This is a genomic window from Bradyrhizobium sp. (genome assembly GCF_049581145.1).
In the GTDB taxonomy this organism is placed as follows: Bacteria; Pseudomonadota; Alphaproteobacteria; order Rhizobiales; family Xanthobacteraceae; genus Bradyrhizobium.
Window position 1 is genome coordinate 1 of the sequence record NZ_JBAURI010000963.1, and the last position, 3,430, is coordinate 3,430.

Consider the following 3,430-nt stretch of genomic DNA (forward strand, 5'->3'; position numbering starts at 1 on the left):
CGGCCCGGCTCGCGGAAACAAGAGCCACACGGCGCTCAATACGATGTCATCCAAACGGGTCCGACGGCCGACCGGTGTAATGGGGCTCGCACCGTCGGCTGTCTCTTGGAGCGATGCAGCGTGCTACGGCGTGCAGTTTGGCCGTTCAGCTGCTGCGTACCACGTGCCACCTTTCCTGGATGCTGGTGACAGCCTGGAGCTGCGCAGTCTCGGCTCCAGTTTCGCGTAGCGGCGATCATACCGCACCGTTATTTGGCGACACTATGCCCGGCTACTCAGTCCGAGATCGCAGTTTCGCAACTCGCGCGGACGAACTGTACCGGTTCTCCGGTCACAACAGGGTTCGGATCATGGTGGCTTGGGGTTCAGCCTCATCGCCATCGGACCGGCCAGGCAAGACCTTCGCGCGGTCGAGCCAATATTCGAGGAGCAGCATCTCATCATAACCAAAACCGTTCCGGCCCGGCCATTCGATGACATGGAGGCGCTGCCCCGGCTGCGCTCTCAGCCCGATGGACGCGTGACCGCCAGCGCGGCGGAACTCGGCCGCCAGTGGGGCTGGAACCGGATGCGGACCGGTCGCCGGTTGAAGGCGTGGCAGGACGCCGGTCACATCAGCCGTAACGCCGAAGCGATCATCGTAACCACGTCCGTCACACCGGCTGTTACCGAGGCCGTGATGTCACAGTCATGCCTGCGACTGCGGTGCCGCGGCGTTCCATGTCACCGGTCAAGCTCGCCGCATTCATCGTGGCGCTGGCGCTCGCCTTGCGTGTCAGCCGGCTTCTCTATAGATGGCCTCACCGCGATCTTTGCCGGCGCGTTCTGGCCCGTGATCACCATGGGCGCGGCGCTGGAAGCCGGGAAGCTCGTCGCAGCGGCCTGGCTGACCGAGTATTGGCAATCGGCGCCGTCGCTCCTGCGCCTGGTGCTCGTCGCAATGATCGCCGTGTTGATGAGCCTGAATGCGGTCGGCGTGTTCGGATTCCTGACGTGCGCCCACCTTGATCATATGGCGGCCATCGATCTGGCGCTCGCGGATAGCACTGCAGACGCCGAGGCCCGGCTCGCCATCCAGGGCCAGACAATTGCCGACCTCGATCGGCGCATCGCCAGATCGACGCGGCCATCGAGGAATCGACACGGCTTGGCCGCCCCGTCGGCGCGATGACGATTTCTGACCAGAAGCGCCGTGATCGCGCCGAGATCGTTGCGGCACGTCACCGCGAGGCTCAGGCGCTTGCCGCCCTGCAGATGGAGAAGCAGAAGCTTGACGCCCAGCGCCGTCGCGCCGAGGCCGCCGTCGGTCCAGTGCGATATCTCGCAGAGCTGATCGGCACACCGGCCACCGACATCGTGCGACCGCTCCGCGTGCTCACTCTGGCGCTTGTCGCCGTGTTCGATCCGTTGGCTGTGGCGCTGCTGCTCGCCGCCGGCACACGCACGAGGCGCGTGGGCGCACGCTGAGCATTTTCCGGGATGGCCACGAAGCAAGACGAGGCTGACCGGTCCGCCGAGACGTTGGCGAGATCATAGCCTGTTGAACGGTCGAAGCCATCGAGACGTCGGTTTCGGTGAGACGTGGTTTGAACCGTCAACCCGGAGACAAGATACGACACCCAGCGAGAAGCCAACTGAAGGCCCAAGAAAAGAAAGCAAGGTTTTCTCACACCCTATGCACCTGCGGTCGCAGATGCCTCCAAGATCGAACCGACGTGAAAAATGGCTCGTACCGATATCCAGCTGCCTGAGTCCCTCACGTACTGTCCCTGGAGGAGCGTTCCAATTGATATCGTTTGACGTCAGCCTCGAGTTCAGCCGTACGTTCAACCATGCTGCGGACCATTGTCTCGCATTCGAGCTGGGTTAGCTCAAAAATGCCGCGTTCTCGCAATTCCTCTTCGAGGATCGCGGCCATGATTGATACGATGCCCATTCGCGTTGCTCATTTCCGGCGCGCGTTGCAAAGAAGTTTGACGTGTAGGGCGACTATTTGCCGTCTCTCAAGTTGCAAAGGGCAATGGCGTGCGGGCGACGTCGCAGATTGCTTCGATCAGGAGGCGTACGGCCCTTGCATCCCAATCAACCCGGTCGATGGGCGTTTCCCAATAATGGGACATCACATAGGCCGCGTGGCGCGCTTTCACACCCAATCCTGCGATCGTACGCGCTTGCGTCTGCATGATCGCCTGTTCAATAGGAGACAGCCGGGCCAGGATCGACTCGATTTGTTGAGTCGCAACTTTATCATGATGATTGTGCGCTTCGACGCGGGTTTCGGCTATCAATCGTCCGGGCGGCTGCGCAGGATGGTATCTACTTGGATGACCGCCCGCCGACTGCACGGCCAGCAATTCCGCAAAGATTGTGTTGAACTGTCTTTCGAGGGCGAGTAGCGGCGAATCGTCCGCTTCTGGAGTGGTCCTTGGGCACGCCAATAGCAGATCTGTGCTGGTTTGGGGCCAGTCGCTTACGGGCTGGTCGGTCACGGGCCCATCCTGCCATTCACGGCGCCGCGCGCGCCCACAACTGTCCCCCACAGCAATTCGCGAGATATTCTGTGAGATAGGCGCACGCTACCGTTTGCCCAAAAGGGCAACGATGTTACGCTCCAAGAGTACTTCATTGCCCCTGATGTGTCAACACCTCAGGTGCAAGAATTTGCACTTGGGGCGTAATGTTGACCAGCGAACAGATTAGAGGCGCACGCGCAATGCTTCGGATCGAGCAGCGCGAGCTCGCCGACAAATCCGGCGTTTCGCTGGAAACCATCAAGCGGATTGAGCGGACTCCCGGACCGATATCGGCCCTTACAGCCACCGTCGACAAACTACGACGAGCCTTGGAGGCGGCAGGTATCGAGTTCAGCGACGGTGACGAGCCTGGAGTCCGGCTCAAAGCGGTACGACGCGGTCAGGCCGACAGCTCGGACTGAAGGAGGCTGGGACCTCGGCGGCGGAGGCACCGGCGATTTTGGACTCTTGCGTCGTCCACGAAGCGGCGTTGGTTGACACCGCAAGAAGCGGACGGGCGATCGAACCGCCGTCGCTTAAGTGACGAGCAGAAGAGGGCGATGGTGCAGCAGATCGTGTTTCCGGCAGCAGTGCCGCTTCGGGCGCGCTTCGAGACCAGGCCACGACATGGTTCGACCAAAACGGATTGTCGGCCTTTACCCACGAACGGCGCCGTGCCATCGGAGATTCTCCAGTGCAGCTGGAGAACCAGACTGGCTGAAATGAAACGAGAACAAAATATCCGAAAGATGTGCAGGACTCGGACGGTTACGAGGGCGAGGGAGTGAGGGCAAGATAAAGCGGGTTTCCCCGCGTCCGGAACGGCGTTCCCAAGTGTTTGTCTGCACATTGTTTTAGGTCGGTTTTCGACGTTGCGTCGAGCCTTGGCGAGCGGCGCTTTTCCCGATTATCATTCT

At 61.0% G+C, this 3,430-nt stretch carries 6 protein-coding genes; 3 read left to right on the forward strand and 3 right to left on the reverse strand.

All coding sequences use genetic code 11. From position 1 onward, the window contains the following. Nucleotides 1–331 precede the first annotated feature (331 nt). Nucleotides 332–613: a hypothetical protein gene (locus tag WCB02_RS31415; RefSeq protein WP_423964264.1), complete on the reverse strand. Its 282-nt coding sequence runs from the start codon at nt 611–613 to the stop codon at nt 332–334. 228 nt (nt 614–841) lie between these two features. On the opposite strand from WCB02_RS31415, the gene WCB02_RS31420 reads away from it, so the two are divergent. Beyond that, nucleotides 842–1,171 carry a hypothetical protein gene (locus tag WCB02_RS31420; RefSeq protein ID WP_423964266.1) on the forward strand — a complete coding sequence of 110 codons (330 nt, stop codon included), beginning with the start codon at nt 842–844 and terminating at the stop codon, nt 1,169–1,171. Then, nucleotides 1,168–1,467, forward strand: a complete 300-nt coding sequence (locus WCB02_RS31425; protein WP_423964268.1) for a hypothetical protein — start codon at nt 1,168–1,170, stop codon at nt 1,465–1,467. The genes WCB02_RS31420 and WCB02_RS31425 overlap by 4 nt, the downstream gene beginning before the upstream one ends. Before the next feature lie 289 nt (nt 1,468–1,756). Here WCB02_RS31425 and WCB02_RS31430 read toward each other — a convergent pair whose 3' ends face one another. Together WCB02_RS31430 and WCB02_RS31435 are read right to left on the reverse strand one after the other, a co-directional pair. Continuing rightward, the gene (locus WCB02_RS31430; protein WP_423964270.1) at nt 1,757–1,936 is read right to left on the reverse strand and encodes a hypothetical protein; all 180 of its coding nucleotides are present in this window, start codon (nt 1,934–1,936) and stop codon (nt 1,757–1,759) included. Between the two features lie 67 nt (nt 1,937–2,003). Then, nucleotides 2,004–2,489 carry a hypothetical protein gene (locus tag WCB02_RS31435; protein ID WP_423964273.1) on the reverse strand — a complete coding sequence of 162 codons (486 nt, stop codon included), beginning with the start codon at nt 2,487–2,489 and terminating at the stop codon, nt 2,004–2,006. A gap of 224 nt (nt 2,490–2,713) precedes the next feature. Between WCB02_RS31435 and WCB02_RS31440 the strand changes: the two genes are divergently transcribed. Further along, entirely contained in the window at nt 2,714–2,935 is a 222-nt protein-coding gene (locus WCB02_RS31440) for a transcriptional regulator (RefSeq protein ID WP_423964275.1), read from the forward strand. The last annotated feature ends 495 nt before the right edge of the window (nt 2,936–3,430 follow it).

Excerpts from the sequence above, each read along its gene's own strand:
- WCB02_RS31425 (WP_423964268.1), top strand. The coding sequence starts at position 1,168 with ATGACGATTTCTGACCAGAAGCGCCGTGATCGCGCCGAGATCGTTGCG.
- WCB02_RS31440 (WP_423964275.1), top strand. The coding sequence starts at position 2,714 with ATGCTTCGGATCGAGCAGCGCGAGCTCGCCGACAAATCCGGCGTTTCG.
- WCB02_RS31430 (WP_423964270.1), bottom strand. The coding sequence starts at position 1,936 with ATGGGCATCGTATCAATCATGGCCGCGATCCTCGAAGAGGAATTGCGA.
- WCB02_RS31420 (WP_423964266.1), top strand. The coding sequence starts at position 842 with ATGGGCGCGGCGCTGGAAGCCGGGAAGCTCGTCGCAGCGGCCTGGCTG.